General features: G+C 62.1%; 15 protein-coding genes, 1 tRNA gene and 3 pseudogenes. 17 read left to right on the top strand and 2 right to left on the bottom strand.

Translation table 11 applies throughout. The features are described 5' to 3' along the window. From LB554_RS28565 to LB554_RS28505, 13 genes and pseudogenes are all read left to right on the top strand, one after another. Positions 1-76: pseudogene (locus LB554_RS28565) on the top strand (elongation factor Tu); the annotation flags it as partial. 290 nt (positions 77-366) lie between these two features. Then, positions 367-1,887 carry a hypothetical protein gene (locus LB554_RS28560; RefSeq protein WP_263486081.1) on the top strand — a complete coding sequence of 507 codons (1,521 nt, stop codon included), beginning with the start codon at positions 367-369 and terminating at the stop codon, positions 1,885-1,887. A 97-nt stretch (positions 1,888-1,984) separates the two neighbouring features. Continuing rightward, the gene (locus LB554_RS28555) at positions 1,985-2,467 is read left to right on the top strand and encodes a group II truncated hemoglobin (RefSeq protein WP_140720536.1); all 483 of its coding nucleotides are present in this window, start codon (positions 1,985-1,987) and stop codon (positions 2,465-2,467) included. Between the two features lie 191 nt (positions 2,468-2,658). After that, a tRNA-Trp gene (locus LB554_RS28550) sits at positions 2,659-2,734 on the top strand. A gap of 359 nt (positions 2,735-3,093) precedes the next feature. Continuing rightward, a complete protein-coding gene (gene secE / locus LB554_RS28545; protein ID WP_013531408.1) occupies positions 3,094-3,297 on the top strand; it encodes a preprotein translocase subunit SecE in 204 nt (67 codons plus the stop codon). A gap of 27 nt (positions 3,298-3,324) precedes the next feature. After that, positions 3,325-3,852, top strand: a complete 528-nt coding sequence (nusG, locus tag LB554_RS28540) for a transcription termination/antitermination protein NusG (protein WP_015317996.1) — start codon at positions 3,325-3,327, stop codon at positions 3,850-3,852. Between the two features lie 174 nt (positions 3,853-4,026). Continuing rightward, positions 4,027-4,455 carry a 50S ribosomal protein L11 gene (rplK, locus tag LB554_RS28535; protein WP_010909262.1) on the top strand — a complete coding sequence of 143 codons (429 nt, stop codon included), beginning with the start codon at positions 4,027-4,029 and terminating at the stop codon, positions 4,453-4,455. Between the two features lie 4 nt (positions 4,456-4,459). Continuing rightward, entirely contained in the window at positions 4,460-5,158 is a 699-nt protein-coding gene (gene rplA / locus LB554_RS28530; protein ID WP_140620687.1) for a 50S ribosomal protein L1, read from the top strand. Between the two features lie 407 nt (positions 5,159-5,565). Beyond that, on the top strand, positions 5,566-6,084 hold the full coding sequence (rplJ, locus tag LB554_RS28525; protein ID WP_015317994.1) for a 50S ribosomal protein L10: 519 nt from the start codon (positions 5,566-5,568) through the stop codon (positions 6,082-6,084). A gap of 54 nt (positions 6,085-6,138) precedes the next feature. Next, positions 6,139-6,516: a 50S ribosomal protein L7/L12 gene (gene rplL / locus LB554_RS28520; protein ID WP_015317993.1), complete on the top strand. Its 378-nt coding sequence runs from the start codon at positions 6,139-6,141 to the stop codon at positions 6,514-6,516. A gap of 267 nt (positions 6,517-6,783) precedes the next feature. After that, positions 6,784-10,920, top strand: a complete 4,137-nt coding sequence (gene rpoB / locus LB554_RS28515; protein WP_015317992.1) for a DNA-directed RNA polymerase subunit beta — start codon at positions 6,784-6,786, stop codon at positions 10,918-10,920. 152 nt (positions 10,921-11,072) lie between these two features. Continuing rightward, positions 11,073-15,269: a DNA-directed RNA polymerase subunit beta' gene (gene rpoC, locus LB554_RS28510; RefSeq protein WP_224588146.1), complete on the top strand. Its 4,197-nt coding sequence runs from the start codon at positions 11,073-11,075 to the stop codon at positions 15,267-15,269. 98 nt (positions 15,270-15,367) lie between these two features. Further along, positions 15,368-15,931 (top strand): annotated as a pseudogene (locus LB554_RS28505) (O-methyltransferase); the annotation flags it as partial. A 21-nt stretch (positions 15,932-15,952) separates the two neighbouring features. Here the strand turns inward: LB554_RS28505 and LB554_RS28500 are convergent. Then, entirely contained in the window at positions 15,953-16,876 is a 924-nt protein-coding gene (locus tag LB554_RS28500; RefSeq protein WP_224588148.1) for a Gfo/Idh/MocA family protein, read from the bottom strand. A 155-nt stretch (positions 16,877-17,031) separates the two neighbouring features. Next, positions 17,032-17,313, bottom strand: coding sequence for a hypothetical protein (locus tag LB554_RS28495; RefSeq protein WP_015317988.1), 282 nt, complete (start codon positions 17,311-17,313; stop codon positions 17,032-17,034). A gap of 473 nt (positions 17,314-17,786) precedes the next feature. On the opposite strand from LB554_RS28495, the gene rpsL reads away from it, so the two are divergent. The 4 genes and pseudogenes from rpsL to LB554_RS28475 all read left to right on the top strand — a co-directional run. Next, positions 17,787-18,158, top strand: coding sequence for a 30S ribosomal protein S12 (rpsL, locus tag LB554_RS28490; protein WP_006333356.1), 372 nt, complete (start codon positions 17,787-17,789; stop codon positions 18,156-18,158). 74 nt (positions 18,159-18,232) lie between these two features. After that, positions 18,233-18,703, top strand: a complete 471-nt coding sequence (gene rpsG / locus LB554_RS28485) for a 30S ribosomal protein S7 (RefSeq protein WP_008875664.1) — start codon at positions 18,233-18,235, stop codon at positions 18,701-18,703. 29 nt (positions 18,704-18,732) lie between these two features. After that, on the top strand, positions 18,733-20,823 hold the full coding sequence (gene fusA, locus LB554_RS28480) for an elongation factor G (RefSeq protein WP_015317987.1): 2,091 nt from the start codon (positions 18,733-18,735) through the stop codon (positions 20,821-20,823). 66 nt (positions 20,824-20,889) lie between these two features. After that, positions 20,890-20,966, top strand: a pseudogene (locus LB554_RS28475) (elongation factor Tu); the annotation flags it as partial.

The following is a 20,966-nucleotide window of genomic DNA, read 5'->3' as shown; positions in this document are numbered from 1 at the left end:
AGAGAAGCTGCGCTTCGCCATCCGTGAAGGCGGCCGCACCGTCGGTGCCGGCATCGTCGTCACCATCAAAGAGTAATCGATCCGGCTGTTGCCGGTCTCGAAAACGAAAGGGCGGTCTTCGGGCCGCCTTTTTTCGTTTCAGACGCCTCGCAACGCAAGCATTGCGCGTTTGTTTCAAAGCTGTTGCAAGCGCGATGGCTGCAACTAGTATAGGTTGCATTGAGGGGAGCTTTGCCGACCGTGGTTCCAAGACACCGTTTCGATGGGAAGGCATGGCGGTTATGGGCACTGGTTTGCCTCGCCGTCGCCATGGCTCTGCCCGTTTTGACAGCGCGAGCGGAGGACGGGCCTCTCGACATCCCGCCCATGCGCTTCGTCGTCGTGCGCAGCAACGCTCCGGGATGCGAACCCAACTGTCCGGAATGGATATCGGCGGACGGCACCATCGACGCGGGCACGCCGTCGCTCCTCAAGCGCACGCTCAAGGCGCTCAAGGGAAGGCAATTGCCGGTCGTCGTCAATTCGCCCGGCGGTAACGTCGACGCCGCGTTGGCACTCGGCCGTATGATCCGCAAGAACAAGCTCGATATCGCCGTCGGCGTGACGGTTTTTTCCGATTGCCAACCGGAAACAAAAAACTGCGGGGACAACAAGGGCAAAAGTGCCGATTATTTCGGTACGGCCTATGACGACGGAGCCATGTGCAATTCGGCCTGTCCGCTAATGTTTTCCGGCGGTGTTCGCCGCTTCGTCGGAGATTTCGGCTATCTCGGCGTCCACCAGATCACCACCACATACCAGCGGGAGAAGCTGCTCTACCGGACCACGTACCGGATCGTGAACGGCAGGAAGAAGATCATCAGCACCAAGGTGGTCAGCCGCAAAAACGCTGGCAGCTACAAAACTTACGAGATGAGCAGGACCGTCGAGAAGACGCTTTCGGCGTACCTGAGGGAAATGGGGATAGCAGACGGCGTACTGGAAGTCATGAAGGCCACGCCGGCCAGTGAGATTCGTCAGATTCCGCTCGACGACATGGTGAGGATGAAGTTGGTCACCAGCCGGGACGCAGTGGATCTGTTGACCGCCGCCAGCCTCTGCGGCCTGGCCCAGCCGGCCACGAACTGCCGGCAAATAGCTGGACCCGCAAGCAAGACGACGCCATCGGCCGCAGCCAGGCCCATGGCTGCCGTTCAACCGGATACCGCGAGGGCCGGCGGGGACATGCGGTTTGTCGTCGTTCGCGGCAGCAATCCGCTGTGCGATCCCGATTGTCCGGAATGGATATCGGCCGAAGGCGCGATCACGAACCAGGCGCCGCGGAAGCTGCGGCAGTTGCTGGCCACGCTTGGCGATCGGCGGCTGCCTGTCGTCATCAGCTCACGCGGAGGCGACCTGCCCAGCGCTCTCGCAATGGGGCGGCTTATCCATGAAAGAAAGCTCGACATCGCCGTTGCCCGCACCGATTTCGTCGACTGTGACCCCGACGCGTGGAACTGCCTGGCTACGGAAGGAGCCTATGCCGGATTGAGCATCGATGCGGCGGTGGAGTGTGATTCCGCCTGTGCGTTGGTGGTCGCCGGCGGCGCCAGACGGCTAGTCGGTCCCCGGGCGCGGCTCAGCCTGTATCCGATGGGAAAGAAGCTGGTGGTCAAGGCCTACCTCGATGAGATGGCGATCAGTCCCGCTCTGTTCGCAACAATCGAACGACGCCCGACCGAGAGGGAACTTGACCCAGACACCATGCTCAAGCTTGGACTGACAACGGGACCGCAATCGGTCGACGCGCTGACCGGCTCCACGATTTGCAAGGCTGTTGCCAAGCCCGACAATTGCCTGGGCCTGCCAGCCGCCAATGCACAGGCCGACGCGCCCGCCAGGCTGTAGAGCACGGGGATGTCAGGGGGAACTGCCCATCGAGGCAGGTTGAGCCATATACGATCTCCGCTATCGTCGCGGCGGCAGGGCCGGCGAAGGATCGAGAATGAGCCAGGATGTTCCGACACTCTACGAATGGGCCGGAGGCGGCGAGGCGCTGAACCGGCTGACGCAAACCTTCTACGACAAGGTGGCACGAGATCCGGTCGTTGGCCCGGTGTTCAAGCACATGTCGCCGGACCACCCCGCCCATGTCGCGGCCTTCATCGGCGAGGTCTTCGGCGGACCGAAAACCTACAGCGAAACCTTTGGCGGCCACCGCGAAATGGTCATGCATCATCTGGGCAAGCATTTGACCGAGGAGCAGCGCCGCCGCTGGATCAATCTTCTCGCCGACGCGGCGGATGAGGTCGGTCTGCCGGATGATCCAGAATTCCGTTCAGCATTCATGGGCTACGTCGAATGGGGATCGCGGCTGGCCAAGATGAATTCCAATCTCGGCGAGACCTGCGATCCCGAGACCGAACCGATGCCGGCCTGGGGCTGGGGCGTGCCTGGCGGTCCGTATCGGGTGCCGGACGCAAAATAGCTTCGGCTGCCGGCGATACCTCTATGAATCGCGCGCCAGCCACTTCAGGCGGGAGCTGGAGATCGATGCCGAGGGGCTGGTCGCCGACCATCTCGATTTCTGGCGCAGGGGTTAAGCACGTTTGCCTGCAAACCGCTCTTTACAGAGCGCGCGGAAGCTTTTAGGAAGCGCCTGCGCCGAAGCGCGCGTGTACGGGCATAGCTCAGTTGGTAGAGCGGCGGTCTCCAAAACCGCAGGTCGTAGGTTCGAGCCCTGCTGCCCGTGCCATTTCCTAAGATGGCATCAAAACGATATTTCGCGGGCTGCCTTTGAAAATCGGCGAGCCGCTTGCCATATTAGCCCGATTGGGGCATAAGGGCGCCATAGCCGGGACGGAACGACTGGATGGTTCCGAGGCGGCGTTTGGTCATAAAGCGGGCACTTGCCACTTGCGTGGATCAAGAATCGGTTTTATGTAGACGAAACAGACACGCGACGCGTGGAGCTGGGAAGCCGGCTTTACGCGTCTGATTTGCATGGGCGAAATGATTGCGCTGATTCGGCGCGAGATTGGGCTCAGGCGGCACGTCCCGGCCAGCGGGATCATCCAGGGGGCCCGGCCAACGGGTCTTGAAGACAGGCGGCATATGGCTTCGAAAACCACAAATCCTTTCGTCTTTCTCCAGCAGGTGCGCGCGGAGACAGCCAAGGTGACTTGGCCGTCGCGCCGCGAGACGATGATCTCGACGGTCATGGTCCTGGCCTTTGCTGTGATTGCGATGATCTTCTTCTTCACCGCCGATCAGCTCATGGGCCTCGCGGTCGAGCAGATTCTGGGCATTGGACGCTAAGTCCGGCGATTAGGAGAAGTCGAAAAAATGGCTACGCGCTGGTACATCGTCCACGCCTATTCGAACTTCGAGAAGAAGGTCGCCGAGGACATCGAGAACAAGGCCAAGCAGAAGGGCCTGTCCGCCGATATCGAGCAGATCGTGGTGCCGACCGAGAAGGTCGTCGAGGTTCGTCGCGGCCGCAAGGTCGACGCCGAGCGCAAGTTCTTCCCGGGCTATGTGCTCTTGAAGGCCAACCTGACCGACGCCGTGTTCTCGCTGGTCAAGAACACGCCGAAAGTCACAGGTTTTCTCGGCGACTCCAAGCCGGTGCCGATCACCGAGGCCGAAGCCCAGCGCATCCTGAACCAGGTGCAGGAAGGCGTCGAGCGGCCGAAGCCCTCGGTCACCTTCGAGATCGGCGAGGCGATCCGCGTTTCGGATGGTCCCTTCGCGTCGTTCAACGGTTTCGTCCAGGAAGTGGACGAGGAGCGGGCGCGGCTCAAGGTGGAAGTTTCGATCTTCGGGCGCGCCGTGCCCGTCGATCTGGAATTCGGACAGGTCGAAAAGGGCTGATCCGAAATCCCTGATGCCGGTCCGGCGATCAGGGGAAGCGGCGCGGCAACGCGCGGCTTGAGAACGGTGGGAGGCGAAGGCGGCTTTAGCCGGCCGCAAGAACCGCACCACCAGACTGCAACCGCCGGTGTTTCCCAGATCGTGGGGCCGGCATAGACAAAGGCAGGAAAAGAGATGGCTAAGAAAATTGCAGGCCAGCTCAAGCTCCAGGTCTCCGCGGGATCGGCCACGCCGTCTCCCCCGATCGGCCCGGCACTTGGTCAGCGTGGCATCAACATCATGGAGTTCTGCAAGGCGTTCAACGCGCAGACCCAGGAAATGGAAAAGGGATCGCCGGTTCCGGTCGTCATCACCTATTACCAGGACAAGTCGTTCACCTTCGTCATGAAGACGCCCCCGGTGAGCTACTTCCTGAAGAAGGCCGCGAACCTGAAGTCGGGCTCGAAGGAGCCGGGCAAGGTCAAGGCTGGCACGGTTTCGCGCGACAAGGTTCGCGAAATCGCGACCGCCAAGATGAAGGATCTGAACGCGAACGACGTCGAAGCGGCCATGCGCATGGTCGAGGGCTCCGCCCGCTCGATGGGTCTGGAAGTGGTGGGCTAAGATCATGGCAAAGATTGCAAAGCGTGTATCGAAGACCCGTGAAGGCATCGATCCCAACAAGGCTTACGCGCTCGGTGATGCGCTGAAGCTGCTCAAGGATCGTTCCTCGGTCAAGTTCGACGAGACCATCGAAGTGGCCATGAACCTCGGCGTAGACCCGCGTCATGCCGACCAGATGGTTCGCGGCGTGGTCAACCTGCCGAACGGCACCGGCCGCTCGGTCCGTGTCGCCGTGTTCGCCCGTGGCGACAAGGCCGAAGAGGCCAAGGCCGCCGGTGCCGACATCGTCGGTGCCGAGGATCTGGTCGACATCGTCCAGAAGGGCACGATCGATTTCGATCGCTGCATCGCCACGCCGGACATGATGCCGCTCGTCGGCCGTCTCGGTAAGGTGCTCGGCCCGCGCGGCATGATGCCGAACCCGAAGGTCGGCACCGTCACCACCGATGTCGCCGCGGCCGTCAAGGCTTCGAAGGGCGGCGCGGTCGAGTTCCGTGTCGAGAAGGCCGGCATCGTTCATGCCGGTGTCGGCAAGGTCTCTTTCGACGTCAAGGCGCTGGAAGAGAACGTCCGTGCCTTCGCCGATGCGGTGACCAAGGCAAAGCCGGCTGGCGCCAAGGGCAACTACGTCAAGAAGGTGTCTGTCACCTCGACGATGGGCCCGGGCCTCAAGCTCGACGTCGCGACGCTCGCCGCGTCCTGATTGGATTTGGATTGGCCTTTCGAAGGCTGATCCGTGACTGAATTCCGGGCCTTGGATTTATCCTGGGCCCGGTACCGGAAGCCGGAAGGCTTCCGGACATCCTGTCCGAGATTGCGGGCGGCCCGAACCTTGATTCAAGAGGAGGGCCTTAATTCATGTGGGCCTGCATGAGACGGGTGAAAACCGGACAACGGAGCAACAAGCTCCAATGAAAGGTTCGAACCGTGTTTGCCTTTTGTCTGCGCATCGCCGGCTTTGCCGTCGATGTGGCGAAAGGGGGCAGGATCCTCGAGCGTCGTTCGGGAGATCCGTTACTGGATGGCCCGGCCGGCAAAAGGCAACCCGACGCCTGTCCTCGAAATGGGAATGTTCCCATTGGCAGGACTGGGGTCAACTGGAGATAGGCAGTGGACAGAGCGGAAAAACGCGAACTCGTCACGGGCCTGAATGATGCGTTTTCGGGCGCGGGTTCAGTCGTCGTGGCCCACTATGCCGGTATCACCGTCGCGCAAATGAACGACCTTCGGTCGAAGATGCGCGCTGCCGGTGGCACCGTTAAAGTCGCGAAGAACCGTCTCGCCAAAATCGCTCTTCAGGGCACGGACTCCGCATCGATCATCGAGCTGTTCAAGGGACAGACGCTGATCGCCTATTCGGAGGATCCGATTGCGGCGCCGAAGGTCGCGTCCGATTTCGCCAAGGGGAATGACAAGCTCGTCATTCTCGGCGGCGCAATGGGCACCACCTCGCTCAACGCCGACGGTGTGAAGGCACTCGCCACACTTCCGTCGCTCGATGAGCTGCGCGCCAGGCTGGTTGGCATGATCGCCACGCCGGCAACCCGGATCGCCCAGATCGTCAATGCGCCAGCGGCCTCGGTCGCGCGCGTCATCGGCGCTTACGCCCGGAAGGACGAGGCGGCATGAGGCCGTTCCTCGCTATCAAAAACACACGTTCGAACCTAACGAAGGAACACAACAATGGCTGATCTGGCAAAGATCGTAGACGACCTTTCGAAGCTGACCGTCCTCGAGGCGGCTGAGCTGTCGAAGCTTCTGGAAGAAAAGTGGGGCGTTTCGGCTGCTGCTCCGGTGGCGGTTGCCGCTGCTGGCGGTGCTGCCGCTGCTGCTGCCCCGGTCGAGGAAAAGACGGAATTCGACGTCGTTCTCACCGAGGCCGGCGCTCAGAAGATCAACGTTATCAAGGAAGTCCGCGCCATCACCGGTCTTGGCCTCAAGGAAGCCAAGGACCTGGTCGAAGCGGCTCCGAAGCCGGTCAAGGAAGGCGTTTCCAAGGCCGACGCTGACAAGTTCAAGGCCCAGCTGGAAGCAGCTGGCGCCAAGGTCGACCTGAAGTAAGCGTAAAAAGCGGCGGGCGGCCTCGCGCCGTCCGCCACTCCCTTGGGTGACCAGGGGAGGCTGCGTGACGCGAGATGTACGAAAACCTCTTTCCTGAGGGCCGTAACCCGGCCTTCAGGAAACGGGTTTTCTCCCGTTTTAGCCGGTAACCCGCCAAGCAATTGGAGAGGCGGCCGGAGAACAGACAGAGAGCCGCCGCCCAGGTGGCTCAGTATGCAAGACGAACCGCGGCGAGGTTCGTCCCGAGTTTAGAGCTAAGGAGCGACGATGGCCCAGACCCAGACTTTCAATGGCCGCAGACGCGTACGCAAGTTCTTCGGGAAGATCCCGGAAGTTGCGGAGATGCCGAACCTTATCGAGGTTCAGAAGGCATCCTATGACCAGTTCCTGATGGTGGACGAGCCCAAGGGCGGACGTCCCGACGAAGGACTGCAGGCTGTTTTCAAGTCGGTCTTCCCGATCTCCGATTTTTCCGGCTCCTCCATGCTGGAGTTCGTGAAGTACGAGTTCGAAGGACCGAAATTCGACGTTGACGAATGCCGTCAGCGCGACCTGACCTATGCCGCGCCGCTGAAGGTGACGCTGCGCCTCATCGTGTTCGATATCGACGAGGATACCGGTGCCAAGTCGATCAAGGACATCAAGGAGCAGGACGTCTACATGGGCGACATGCCGCTCATGACCTTGAACGGCACCTTTATCGTCAATGGCACCGAGCGCGTCATCGTCTCGCAGATGCACCGCTCGCCGGGCGTCTTCTTCGACCACGACAAGGGCAAGTCGCACTCGTCGGGCAAGCTTCTGTTTGCCGCCCGCGTGATCCCCTATCGTGGCTCGTGGCTCGACATCGAGTTCGATTCCAAGGACGTCGTGCACGCCCGCATCGACCGTCGCCGCAAGATTCCGGTGACGTCGTTGCTGATGGCGCTCGGCATGGACGGCGAGGAGATCCTGTCGACCTTCTACAACAAGATCACCTACAAGCGCGCCGGCGACCATTGGCGCATCCCCTTCAACGTCGAGCGTTTCCGCGGCCTCAAGGCCGTCGGCGACCTGGTCGATGCCGACACCGGCGAGATCGTCGTCGAGGCGGGCAAGAAGATCACCGCTCGCCAGGCACGCCAGCTCGGCGAAAAGGGTCTCAAGGCGATCAAGGCGACCGACGAGGATCTGCTTGGCAACTACCTGGCCGAGGACATCGTCAACTACGCCACCGGCGAGATTTTCCTCGAGGCCGGCGACGAGATCGACGACAAGACGCTCAAGGTGCTGCTCGGCACCGGCGAGCAGGAGATCCAGGTCCTCGACATCGACCATGTCAATGTCGGCGCCTATATCCGCAACACGCTCGCCGTCGACAAGAACGAGAGCCGCCAGGACGCGCTGTTCGACATCTACCGTGTCATGCGCCCGGGCGAGCCGCCGACGCTCGAGACCGCCGAAGCCATGTTCAACTCGCTGTTCTTCGACAGCGAGCGCTACGACCTGTCCGCCGTCGGCCGCGTCAAGATGAACATGCGCCTCGAGCTCAAGGCCGAGGACACCGTGCGCGTGCTGCGCAAGGACGACATCCTGGCCGTGGTCAGGACGCTGGTCGAACTGCGTGATGGCAAGGGCGAGATCGACGACATCGACAATCTCGGCAACCGCCGCGTGCGTTCGGTCGGCGAGCTGATGGAGAACCAGTACCGCGTCGGCCTGCTGCGCATGGAGCGCGCGATCAAGGAACGCATGTCCTCGATCGAGATCGACACGGTCATGCCGCAGGACCTGATCAACGCCAAGCCGGCGGCCGCCGCCGTGCGCGAGTTCTTCGGTTCCTCGCAGCTGTCGCAGTTCATGGACCAGACCAACCCGCTGTCGGAGATCACCCACAAGCGTCGTCTCTCGGCGCTTGGACCGGGCGGTCTGACCCGCGAGCGTGCCGGCTTCGAAGTGCGCGACGTGCACCCGACGCATTACGGCCGTATCTGCCCGATCGAGACGCCGGAAGGCCCGAATATCGGTCTGATCAACTCGCTGGCGACCTTCGCGCGCGTCAACAAGTACGGCTTCATCGAAAGCCCGTACCGCAAGATCGTCGACGGCAAGTTGACCAATGACGTCGTCTATCTCTCGGCGATGGAAGAGGCCAAGCACCATGTCGCGCAGGCCAACGCCGAGCTCGACAAGAATGGCGGCTTCGTCGACGAGTTCGTCATTTGCCGCAGCGCCGGCGAAGTGATGATGGCGCCGCGCGAAAACGTCGACCTGATGGACGTGTCGCCCAAGCAGATGGTGTCTGTTGCCGCGGCGCTCATCCCGTTCCTCGAGAACGACGACGCCAACCGCGCTCTGATGGGCTCGAACATGCAGCGCCAGGCCGTGCCGCTGGTGCGCGCCGAGGCGCCGTTCGTCGGTACCGGCATGGAGCCGATCGTCGCCCGTGACTCGGGCGCCGCCATCGGCGCGCGTCGTGGCGGCATCGTCGACCAGGTGGACGCGACGCGTATCGTTATCCGCGCCACCGAGGATCTCGATCCGGGCAAGTCCGGCGTCGACATCTACCGACTGATGAAGTTCCAGCGCTCGAACCAGAACACCTGCATCAACCAGCGTCCGCTGGTGCGCATGGGTGACCGGGTCAACAAGGGCGACATCATCGCCGATGGTCCCTCGACCGAGCTTGGTGATCTGGCGCTCGGCCGCAACGTGCTGGTCGCGTTCATGCCGTGGAACGGCTACAACTACGAGGACTCGATCCTGCTCTCCGAGCGTATCGTGGCCGACGACGTCTTCACCTCGATCCACATCGAGGAGTTCGAGGTCATGGCGCGCGATACCAAGCTCGGTCCGGAGGAAATCACGCGCGATATTCCAAACGTCTCGGAAGAAGCGCTGAAGAACCTCGACGAAGCCGGCATCGTCTATATCGGTGCGGAAGTGCAGCCGGGCGACATCCTGGTCGGCAAGATCACGCCGAAGGGCGAGAGCCCGATGACGCCGGAAGAGAAGCTTCTGCGCGCCATCTTCGGCGAAAAGGCTTCCGACGTGCGCGACACTTCGATGCGCATGCCTCCGGGCACTTTCGGCACCGTCGTCGAGGTGCGCGTGTTCAATCGCCACGGTGTGGAGAAGGACGAGCGCGCCATGGCGATCGAGCGCGAGGAGATCGAACGCCTCGCCAAGGATCGTGACGACGAGCAGGCCATTCTGGACCGTAACGTCTATGCGCGTCTTTCCGACGTTCTCGTCGGCAAGGAAGCGATCGCTGGACCGAAGGGCTTCAAGAAGGGCTCGACGCTGTCCAAGGACACGCTCGACGAGTATCCGCGTTCGCAGTGGTGGCAGTTTGCGGTGGAGAACGAAAAGCTCCAGAGCGAACTGGAAGCCCTGCGTGGCCAGTACGACGATTCCAAGAAGGCGCTTGAACAGCGCTTCATGGACAAGGTCGAGAAGGTGCAGCGCGGCGACGAAATGCCTCCGGGCGTCATGAAGATGGTCAAGGTCTTCGTGGCGGTGAAGCGCAAGATGCAGCCCGGCGACAAGATGGCCGGCCGTCACGGCAACAAGGGTGTCGTGTCGCGTATCGTTCCGGTCGAGGACATGCCTTTCCTCGAGGACGGCACGCATGCCGATATCGTGCTCAACCCGCTGGGTGTGCCGAGCCGCATGAATGTCGGCCAGATCCTGGAAACGCATCTGGGCTGGGCCTGCGCTGGCATGGGCAGGAAGATCGGCGAGCTTATCGATGCGTACAAGACAGCCGGCGACATCAAGCCGCTGCGCAAGACGCTCGAGAGCTTCATGCCGGCCAACGACCGCAACGAGCCGGTTCGCGAATATGACGACGAGAGCATCGTTCGCCTCAGCGAGCAGATGCGCCGCGGCGTCTCCATCGCGACCCCGGTGTTCGACGGCGCGCATGAGGCTGACATCAACATCATGCTGGAGCAGGCGGGCCTGCACACCAGCGGTCAGTCGCAGCTCTATGACGGACGCACCGGCGAGCCGTTCGATCGCAAGGTGACGATGGGCTATATCTACATGCTCAAGCTTCACCACCTCGTGGACGACAAGATCCACGCGCGTTCGATCGGTCCGTACTCGCTCGTCACCCAGCAGCCGCTGGGCGGCAAGGCGCAGTTCGGCGGCCAGCGCTTCGGCGAGATGGAGGTCTGGGCACTGGAAGCCTACGGCGCCGCTTACACGCTGCAGGAAATGCTGACGGTGAAGTCGGACGACGTCGCCGGCCGCACCAAGGTCTACGAGGCGATCGTGCGTGGCGACGACACGTTCGAGGCAGGCATTCCCGAGAGCTTCAACGTGCTCGTCAAGGAAATGCGGTCTCTCGGCCTCAATGTCGAGCTCGAGAACACCAAGCTCGACGACAACCCGATCCGGCTGCCCGATGCTGCCGAATAGGGGCGCGGCCGAGTAAACAAGACATTCGGGCGCGGGAGAGGGCTCTCGCGACCGGATGCACCAATTCTTCGGCCGGTGGGCCGACCACTCAGCGGGCATTCGGCCCGCGTTAGATGCAAGGGGTTTTCGAGGACCCCGAAAAGGAGAACGGCATGAACCAAGAGGTCATGAATCTCTTCAATCCGCAGGCGCCTGCGCAGGTGTTCGATTCCATCCGGATTTCGCTTGCCAGCCCTGAGAAGATTCTGTCCTGGTCGTTCGGCGAGATCAAGAAGCCGGAGACCATCAACTACCGCACCTTCAAGCCGGAGCGTGACGGTCTGTTCTGCGCGCGCATTTTTGGCCCGATCAAGGACTATGAATGCCTGTGCGGCAAGTACAAGCGCATGAAGTACAAGGGCGTCATCTGCGAGAAGTGCGGCGTCGAAGTCACGCTGTCGCGCGTCCGCCGCGAGCGCATGGGCCATATCGAGCTGGCGGCCCCCGTCGCTCACATCTGGTTCCTGAAGTCGCTGCCCTCGCGCATCGGCACGCTGCTCGACATGACGCTGAAGGACATTGAGCGCGTCCTCTACTTCGAGAACTACATCGTCACCGAGCCTGGCCTCACCGCGCTGAAGGAGCACCAGCTGCTCAGTGAGGAAGAGTACATGATCGCCGTCGACGAATATGGCGAGGATAGTTTCACCGCCATGATCGGCGCCGAGGCCATTCATGACCTTCTGGCCGGCATGGACCTGGAGAAGATCGCCGGCGACCTGCGTTCGGAACTGGCATCGACCGCGTCCGAGCTGAAGCAGAAAAAGTATCTGAAGCGGCTCAAGGTCGTCGAGAACTTCATGGAATCCGGCAACCGTCCGGAATGGATGATCATGAAGGTGGTTCCGGTGATCCCGCCGGACCTGCGCCCGCTCGTCCCGCTGGACGGCGGTCGTTTCGCGACGTCCGATCTGAACGATCTCTACCGCCGCGTCATCAACCGCAACAACCGCCTGAAGCGGCTGATCGAGCTGCGGGCGCCGGGCATTATCGTGCGCAATGAAAAGCGCATGCTGCAGGAAGCCGTCGATGCGCTGTTCGACAACGGCCGTCGCGGCCGCGTCATCACCGGCGCCAACAAGCGTCCGCTGAAGTCGCTGTCCGACATGCTCAAGGGCAAGCAGGGCCGGTTCCGTCAGAACCTGCTCGGCAAGCGCGTCGACTATTCCGGACGCTCGGTTATCGTCACCGGTCCGGAGCTCAAGCTGCACCAGTGCGGCCTGCCGAAGAAGATGGCGCTCGAACTCTTCAAGCCCTTCATCTACGCCCGTCTCGACGCCAAGGGTTACTCCTCGACCGTCAAGCAGGCCAAGAAGCTGGTCGAGAAGGAGCGTCCGGAAGTCTGGGATATCCTCGATGAGGTCATCCGCGAGCATCCGGTGCTGCTCAACCGCGCGCCGACGCTGCACCGCCTGGGCATCCAGGCGTTCGAGCCGATCCTGATCGAAGGCAAGGCGATCCAGCTTCACCCGCTGGTCTGCACGGCCTTCAACGCCGACTTCGACGGCGACCAGATGGCCGTTCACGTGCCGCTGTCGCTGGAAGCGCAGTTGGAAGCCCGCGTGCTGATGATGTCGACCAACAACATCTTGCACCCGGCTTCCGGCGCGCCGATCATCGTGCCGTCGCAGGACATGGTCCTGGGTCTCTACTACCTCTCGATCGTCAACCAGAACGAGCCGGGCGAGGGCATGGTGTTTGCCGACATGGGCGAACTCCAGCACGCGCTCGAGACCAAGGCCGTGACCCTGCACGCCAAGATCAAGGGCCGCTTCCGCACGGTCGACGCCGAAGGCAAGGTCGTGTCGAAAATCCATGACACCACGCCTGGCCGCATGATCATCGGCGAGCTTCTGCCGAAGAACGTCAACGTGCCCTACGAGACCGCCAACCAGGAGATGACCAAGAAGAACATCTCCAAGATGATCGACACCGTCTACCGCCATTGCGGTCAGAAGGAGACGGTCATTTTCTGCGACCGCATCATGGCGCTCGGCTTTGCCCATGCCTGCCGTGCCGGCATTTCGTTCGGCAAGGACGACATGCTGATCCCGGACACCAAGATCAAGCTGGTGTCGGACACCGAGGCTTTGGCCAAGGAGTACGAGCAGCAGTACAATGACGGCCTGATCACGCAGGGCGAGAAGTACAATAAGGTCGTCGACGCCTGGGCCAAGTGCTCGGAAAAGGTCGCCGACGAAATGATGGCCCGCATCAAGGCGGTCGAGTTCGAGGACAATGGCCGTCAGAAGCCGATGAACTCGATCTACATGATGTCCCACTCCGGTGCGCGCGGCTCGCCCACCCAGATGCGGCAGCTCGCTGGCATGCGCGGCCTGATGGCCAAGCCGTCGGGTGAAATCATCGAGACGCCGATCATCTCGAACTTCAAGGAAGGCCTGACCGTGCTCGAGTACTTCAACTCGACCCACGGCGCCCGCAAGGGTCTGGCCGATACCGCCTTGAAGACGGCGAACTCGGGTTACCTCACCCGTCGTCTGGTCGACGTGGCGCAGGACTGCATCGTCAACTCCGTGGATTGCGGCACCGACAAGGGCCTCACCATGCAGCCGATCGTCGATGCCGGTCAGGTCGTTGCTTCGGTCGGCCAGCGCGTACTGGGCCGTACATCGCTCGACGACATCACCCATCCGGTGTCGGGCGAGGTTCTGGTCAAGGCCGGAACGCTGATGGACGAGCGTGACGTGGAGCAGATCGAAAAGGCCGGCGTGCAGTCGGTCCGCATCCGCTCGGCCCTGACCTGCGAAGTCAGGATCGGCGTCTGCGCGGTCTGCTACGGACGCGATCTGGCCCGCGGCACCCCGGTCAACCAGGGCGAAGCCGTCGGCGTCATCGCGGCGCAGTCGATCGGCGAGCCGGGCACGCAGCTCACCATGCGTACCTTCCACATGGGCGGTACGGCGCAGGTGGTGGACAGCTCGTTCCTTGAAGCCTCCTATGAGGGCAAGGTCGAGATCCGCAACCGCAACGTGGTGCGCAACTCGGACGGCCAGCAGATGGTCATGGGCCGCAACATGGCGGTGCTGATCCTCGACGAAGCCGGCAAGGAGCGCGCCACGCACCGTGTCACCTATGGTTCGCGCATCTTCGTGGACGATGGCGACAAGGTGAAGCGCGGTCAGCGTATCGCCGAGTGGGATCCCTATACCCGTCCTGTCCTCACTGAAATCGAGGGCAAGGTGTCGTATGAGGATCTGGTCGACGGCATTTCCGTTCAGGAAACGGCCGACGAATCGACCGGCATCACCAAGCGTGAGGTCATCGACTGGCGTTCGACGCCGCGTGGCAACGACCTCAAGCCCGCGATTGCCATCCTGGACTCCAAGGGCAAGGTCGGCAAGCTGTCGAAGGGTGGCGACGCCCGCTTCCTGCTCTCGGTCGAGGCCATTCTCTCGGTCGAGCCGGGTGCTCAGGTTCGCCCCGGCGACGTGCTGGCGCGTATCCCGATGGAAAGCGCCAAGACCAAGGACATCACCGGCGGTCTGCCGCGTGTTGCCGAACTGTTCGAGGCACGTCGTCCGAAGGATCACGCCATCATCGCCGAGATCGATGGCACGATCCGCTTCGGCCGCGACTACAAGAACAAGCGCCGTATCATCATCGAGCCGCACGACTCGACGCTCGAGCCGGTCGAGTACCTGATCCCGAAGGGCAAGCCGTTCCATCTCCAGGACGGCGACGTCATCGAGAAGGGCGACTACATCCTCGACGGCAATCCGGCGCCGCACGACATCCTGGCGATCAAGGGCGTGGAGGCACTTGCTTCCTACCTCGTCAACGAGATCCAGGAAGTCTACCGCCTGCAGGGCGTTTCGATCAACGACAAGCACATCGAGGTGATCGTTCGCCAGATGCTGCAGAAGGTCGAGATCACGGTGCAGGGCGACTCGACCTATATCCCGGGCGACCACGTCGACGTGATCGAACTGGAAGAGGTCAACGAGCGCCTGGTCGAGGACGGCAAGAAGCCGGCCGAGGGCCAGCCGGTGCTGTTGGGCATCACCAAGGCATCGCTGCAGACGCCGTCCTTCATCTCGGCCGCCTCCTTCCAGGAGACGACCAGGGTGCTGACGGAAGCCGCGGTTGCCGGCAAGACCGACATGCTGCAGGGCTTGAAGGAAAACGTCATCGTCGGCCGGCTGATCCCCGCCGGCACCGGCGGCACGATGAGCCAGATTCGGCGCATCGCCACCTCGCGCGACGAGCTGATCATCGACGAGCGCCGCAAGGCCTCCGGTGTGGAAGTCGCCGAGCCGATGCTGGCGGACATGACAACCGCCGCGCAGTAGGCGCGGCGGCAAAAATCTCAGGCAACAGAAGCCGTCGGGGCAACCCGGCGGCTTTTTCATTTTTGCGATCGGAGGAAAGCGGATGAACACGAAGACCTGGACGGCTGTCGATCGACGTCTCGGCGGCGCAAGGAAAGCTGCTCTCGCTGCTGGTGCGCATCAGCGGCGCGAAGAAGGTGCTCGAGATCGGCACGCTGGGTGGCTATTCGACCATCTGGATGGCGCGGGGATTGCCTGCTGACGGCAAGGTCGTGACACTCGAACTCGATCCGCACCATGCCAAGGTCGCGCGTTCGAATTTTGACCGGGCAGGGGTTGCTGACCGTGTGGAACTGCGTGTCGGTTCGGCGCTCCAGTCGCTCACAGAACTGGGCGGCGAGAATGCCGGCCCGTTCGATCTCATCTTCATCGACGCGGACAAGCCGAACAACCCGAACTATCTGGCCTGGGCCTTGCGGCTGTCGCGGTCAGGAACGGTCATCGTCTGCGACAACGTCATCCGCGATGGTGCCGTTCTGGATGAAGATGGACGCGATGCCAATGTCGAGGGCGCTCGCGCGGCATTTTCATTCATCGGTGGCGACAAACGGCTGGACGGCACCGCCATCCAGACGGTGGGCGCCAAGGGCTATGACGGGTTTGCGATTGCGGTTGTCGACTGATGCCAGGGCGGCCCGGCGACCTCAGTCGAAAAACGCCTCGACCACGTTGCGCTTGCCGAGCATGAAGGCGTCGGCGACGTGCTGGAGCGGCGCAAGGTCCACATCCGACGTCCCGGCGTGCACGATTTCGGCGAAGCGCCGGTAGAGCATCGGATATTCCGCTTCCGGCTCCTCGTGTACGATATTGCCATCGACGGCGAGCTTCGAGCCGCCACCCGAGAGCGCCATCTGTCCGGCACCCGTATCGGCCAGGATGTCCCAGCTCTGCGGTCCGGTCTGCAACCAGTCGAGATCCATCGTCACATCCGATCCGTTCGCGGCCCGGAACGCGACCTGGGCCGCGATCGGCGCGTCACGGTTCGCCGGAAAGTCGAGCACGGCCGAAGTGATGTACATGGCCGGCAGGATGTAGGTTGCGATCGACAGCGCGTTGATGCCGGGATCGAAGACGCCGAAGCCGCCAGGCTGCCAGATCCAGTCCTGGTTTGGGTGCCAGCGGCGCACATCTTCCTTCCAGACGATCGCCGCCGATTTGATGTTGGTCGAAGCGAGGAATGTCCGCGCCGCTTCGACCGCCGGCGCGTAGCGCGAATGCCAGCTTGCGAACAGTGAGACGCCTTGTTTCGCCGCCAGCGCCTTCAGGTCCTCGACCTCGCTGACCGTGGCACCGGGCGGCTTTTCCAGGAAAACGTGCTTCCCAGCCTCGAGCGCCTTGCGCGCGGCTTCATAGCGGAACTGCGGCGGCATGCACAGCGACACTGCATCGAGTTCGGGGACCACGCCAAGCATCGTCTCGATGTCGGGGAAATTCACAATGCCATCGACCTTGCCGTGCCGGCTGGCCGCCGCGATCAGCTGGTAATCCCGATCCTTGGCCAGGGCGGGAAGGTGTTGGTCGCGGACGATCTTGCCGACGCCGACAATGCCGATTCTGATGGGCGAGATGGATGAGGACATGAGGCTCCGCCGGGATTGGACGACTGCGCGTCTCTTAGCAGATCGGCCATGACGGGCAAGCGTCGGCCGTGCCGGCTATCCAAACGAATCGCGTCACGGCAAGCAGGGCAAGGAAGGACACCACGCCCATGACACGCGCATGATCAGATCGGCGCGTCGAAGGTGACGATCGACACTTCGCCTTCGAGCGCGCCCTGGTAGGCCGACAGATGCGGCTCGTCGTCGGGCACCCCGTCCATATCGCCGATCTGGTCCAGCTCCGCCTCGGCGTAACCTTCCGCCGCCAGCGATTCGAGGGCGCGCCGCACCGCCGAATCGTCGTCTGGAGCCACCAGCATGACATGCACGCCTTCCACCTTGCCGCCTTTGCGCTTCCACACCCGGCCGGTGATGATGGTGACCGGGCGTTCTTCATTGTCGTTCACGGCTGATTCCTCCTGGCAAGCGCGGGCGAGGGGATGTTGAGTGCTCAGGCCGCCTTTTCGCATAGAGAAAGGGCGCGCAAAAGCCAAAAGCCGGTCACTTTCTTCCTCGGTATTGCAAAATCGCGAAAGAAAATTACATGCGGTTTTCGCATGGCTGCCAAGTCCCGGCTTCGATGCAATATTTGCCACTGCGGGCTTGACGGTTCGCGGGCTTACGAGTAGAAGCCGCCCAGTCAGAACCGATGTGAGGCTCTCCCTTCCGAAGCGACACGCTTTGGAGTTTGCCTCAAACAGGGTTCGTTTTACGAGCGAAAAGACATTTCCGGCGTGCACGAAGCGGTTTCCGCTTCCTCTGCGATTTGTTCGGGCAAGACCGCGAGGCGCGGTTTGTGGCCCGAATTTGCGTATGGAAATGACGCTTTGAGCGAGCCTTGACCGGCACGAGACACGGAATTGAGAGACAAGAGGGTTTAATGCCTACCGTCAACCAGCTGATCCGCAAGCCGCGCATTGCGCCGGTGAAGCGCAACAAGGTCCCGGCCATGCAGCAGAACCCGCAGAAGCGGGGCGTCTGCACGCGCGTCTATACAACGACGCCGAAGAAGCCGAACTCGGCGCTGCGCAAGGTGGCCAAGATCCGCCTGACCAATGGTTTTGAAGTGATCGGTTACATCCCCGGCGAAGGTCACAACCTTCAGGAGCACTCCGTGGTCATGATCCGCGGCGGCCGCGTCAAGGATCTTCCGGGCGTGCGCTACCACATCATCCGCGGCGTGCTCGACACGCAGGGTGTGAAGAACCGCAAGCAGCGCCGTTCGAAGTACGGCGCCAAGCGTCCGAAGTAAGGCGTCCGAAGTAAGATTTTTCGGCCTTGGTGCTGCTTGAATGCGCCGGGCTACGAGATTGAGAGACAAAAGCCATGTCGCGTCGTCACAGTGCAGAAAAGCGTGAGATCAACCCGGATCCCAAGTTCGGCGATCTGATCGTCACCAAGTTCATGAATGCCGTCATGTATGACGGCAAGAAGTCGGTTGCCGAGACCATCGTCTACGGCGCGCTGGACCAGGTCCAGTCGAAGACCAAGCAGGAGCCGGTCACCGTCTTCCATCAGGCGCTCGACAATGTCGCGCCGCATGTGGAAGTGCGTTCGCGTCGCGTCGGCGGCGCCACCTACCAGGTTCCGGTCGACGTGCGCCCCGAGCGCCGCCAGGCGCTGGCGATCCGTTGGCTGATCGCCGCGGCCCGCAACCGCAACGAGACCACCATGGTCGACCGCCTCTCCGGCGAGCTGATGGATGCGGCCAACAACCGCGGCACCGCCGTGAAGAAGCGTGAAGACACCCACAAGATGGCAGAAGCCAACCGCGCTTTCGCGCACTACCGCTGGTAAAGCGCGAACGAGACTGAGAGGCAGCTACGATGGCCCGCGAATACAAAATCGAAGACTACCGCAATTTCGGTATCATGGCGCATATTGACGCCGGCAAGACGACGACCACCGAGCGCGTCCTCTATTACACGGGCAAGTCGCACAAGATCGGCGAAGTGCACGACGGCGCTGCCACCATGGATTGGATGGAGCAGGAGCAGGAGCGCGGCATCACCATCACGTCCGCCGCGACCACGACCTTCTGGAAGGCTCGTGACGGCAAGATGCACCGCTTCAACATCATCGACACCCCCGGACACGTCGACTTCACCATCGAAGTCGAGCGTTCGCTGCGCGTGCTTGACGGCGCCATTGCGCTGCTCGATGCCAATGCCGGTGTCGAGCCGCAGACGGAAACCGTCTGGCGCCAGGCGGACAAGTACCGCGTTCCGCGCATGATCTTCTGCAACAAGATGGACAAGATCGGCGCCGACTTCTACCGCTCGGTCGAAATGATCGGTTCGCGCCTCGGTGCGCATGCCGTCGTCATGCAGCTGCCGATCGGCGCCGAGACCGAATTCAAGGGCGTCGTCGACCTGGTCGAGATGAACGCACTGGTCTGGCGCGACGAGACGCTGGGCGCTGCCTGGGACGTCGTCGAGATCCCGGCCGACCTTCAGGCTCGTGCGGAAGAATATCGCGAGAAGATGATCGAAGCCGCCGTCGAAATGGACGAGACGGCGCTTGAGAATTACCTCGAAGGCAAGATGCCGTCGAATGACGAGATCCGCGCGCTGATCCGCAAGGGCACCATCGCGGTGAAGTTCTACCCGATGTTCTGCGGCTCGGCCTTCAAGAACAAGGGCGTGCAGCCGCTGCTCGACGCCGTCGTCGAATACCTGCCGTCGCCGGCCGATGTTCCGGCCATCAAGGGCGTCGATGCCAAGACCGATGCCGAGATCGAGCGTCACGCCGACGACAACGAGCCGCTTTCGATGCTCGCCTTCAAGATCATGAACGACCCGTTCGTCGGTTCGTTGACCTTTGCCCGCATCTACTCGGGCAAGCTCACCAAGGGCATCTCGGTTGACAACACCGTGAAAGGCAAGAAGGAGCGCATTGGCCGCATGCTTCAGATGCATGCGAACTCGCGCGCCGACGTCGAAGAGGCTTTTGCCGGCGACATCGTCGCCCTGGCCGGCCTCAAGGACACCACCACCGGCGATACGCTGAGCGATCCGCTGCACCCGGTCATCCTCGAGCGCATGGAATTCCCCGATCCGGTCATCCAGATCGCCATCGAGCCGAAGACCAAGAACGACCAGGAAAAGATGGGCCTGGCCCTTCATCGCCTGGCCGCCGAGGACCCCTCCTTCCGCGTCAAGACCGACGAGGAATCAGGCCAGACCATCATTTCCGGCATGGGCGAGCTTCACCTCGACATCATCGTCGACCGCATGCGCCGCGAGTTCAAGGTTGAAGCCAACGTCGGTGCGCCGCAGGTGGCTTACCGTGAAACGATCACTCGCAAGCACGAGCAGGACTACACGCACAAGAAGCAGACCGGCGGTACCGGTCAGTTCGCCCGCGTCAAGATCCTGTTCGAGCCGAACCCGGAAAGCCCCGAGTTCGAATTCGATACCAAGATCGTCGGCGGTGCTGTTCCGAAGGAATACATCCCGGGTGTCGAAAAGGGCATCAACAGCGTCATGTCGTCGGGTCCGTTCGCGGGCTTCCCGATGATCGGTGTCAAGGCGACGCTCATCGACGGCGCATACCACGACGTCGACTCCTCGGTGCTCGCCTTCGAAATCGCCGGCCGTGCCTGCTTCCGTGAAGCCGCGCCCAAGCTCGGCGTGCAGCTGCTCGAGCCGATCATGAAGGTCGAGGTCGTCACGCCGGAAGATTACGTCGGCAGCGTCATCGGTGACCTGAATGGCCGTCGCGGCCAGATCCAGGGCCAGGAAGCACGTGGCGTCGCGGTGGTTATCAACGCGATGGTGCCACTCGCCAACATGTTCAAGTATGTCGACAATCTGCGCTCCATGAGCCAGGGCCGCGCGGCCTACACGATGCAGTTCGATCACTACGAGCCTGTGCCGACCGCGGTCGCCCAGGAAGTCCAGAAGAAATACGCGTAACCCTGACGGGTTGCAGCAGTAACTTAAATCAAGGCCCGCACGGGCGAGCAGGATTGGAGACATCACATGGCAAAAGGTAAATTCGAGCGCACCAAGCCTCATGTGAACATCGGCACGATTGGTCACGTCGACCATGGCAAGAC

Origin of the sequence: Mesorhizobium sp. CO1-1-11 (assembly GCF_020164995.1) — a bacterium.
Classification (GTDB): Bacteria; Pseudomonadota; Alphaproteobacteria; order Rhizobiales; family Rhizobiaceae; genus Mesorhizobium; species Mesorhizobium australicum.
This window is presented reverse-complemented; position numbering and strand designations above follow the sequence as displayed.